This window comes from Thalassoroseus pseudoceratinae (assembly GCF_011634775.1).
GTDB lineage: Bacteria > Planctomycetota > Planctomycetia > Planctomycetales > Planctomycetaceae > Thalassoroseus > Thalassoroseus pseudoceratinae.
Genome location: NZ_JAALXT010000018.1, coordinates 1 through 775 on the forward strand (window position 1 = coordinate 1; position 775 = coordinate 775).

Here is a 775-nt window from a genome sequence, read left to right on the forward strand (position 1 = left end):
GAGTCGTTGTTTCCGGTCCATGAGCAGTCTCCAGAGGGTGGTCGCAAGCCAATTGATAACCGGACGGTATTCACAAGCGTGGTGTTTCTCTTGAAGACCGGCATCGGTTGGCGGGACCTGCCGATTGAGTTGGGAGCCAGCAGCCGGACCGTTCGCAGGCGACTCAAGCAATGGACCGACATGGGTCTGTGGACCGCGATCTCCATTCGTTTGCTCGCCCGGTTGCGGGCCGCCGGTCGCTTGGATGTGGCCGAAGTGCTGATCGACGGTGGCTTGATCAAATCGCCTTGCGGCGGGGAAAAACCGGCCCGAACCCCACGGATCGAGGCCGTTCGGGCAGCAAACTCAACGTGATGACCGATGCGGAGGGAACTCCGCTGGCGGTGATTGTTTCGGCTGCCAACGAACACGACGTGCGGTTCATTCTGCCGTTGGTGTTCCTGCGATTTCCTCGCGTGGGCGGCTTGCCAGGCCGACCTCGCGAGTTGCCAACGCTCGTCCGAGCGGACTGCGGCTACACATCGGCGGACCTTCTCAGGCTGTTGAATTGGTGCGGAATCAAGGCGATCATCCCCCAGCGAGGTCAAGACGTTCAGCCGGGTCTGGGTAAGCGTCGTTGGCAGGTCGAGAGAGCAATATCCTGGCTCAAGCAGTTCCGTCGCATCGGCATTCGCCGAGAACGAAAAGCCGCTTTCTACGAGGCCTTCGTCACACTCGCTTGCGGTTTGATTGCTCATCGACAATTCCAACAAACCTAGTTCTGGCCACACGCTCT

At 59.7% G+C, this 775-nt stretch carries 2 protein-coding genes; both read left to right on the plus strand.

Annotated elements, in window-relative coordinates; genetic code table 11:
- On the plus strand, positions 1 to 354 hold a 354-nt coding region (locus G6R38_RS27735), incomplete at its 5' end, for a transposase (RefSeq protein ID WP_166832135.1).
- Complete coding sequence (locus G6R38_RS27740) at positions 288 to 758, plus strand: transposase (RefSeq protein ID WP_166832137.1); 471 nt, start codon at positions 288 to 290, stop codon at positions 756 to 758. The genes G6R38_RS27735 and G6R38_RS27740, both read left to right, overlap by 67 nt.
- Positions 759 to 775 lie beyond the last annotated feature (17 nt).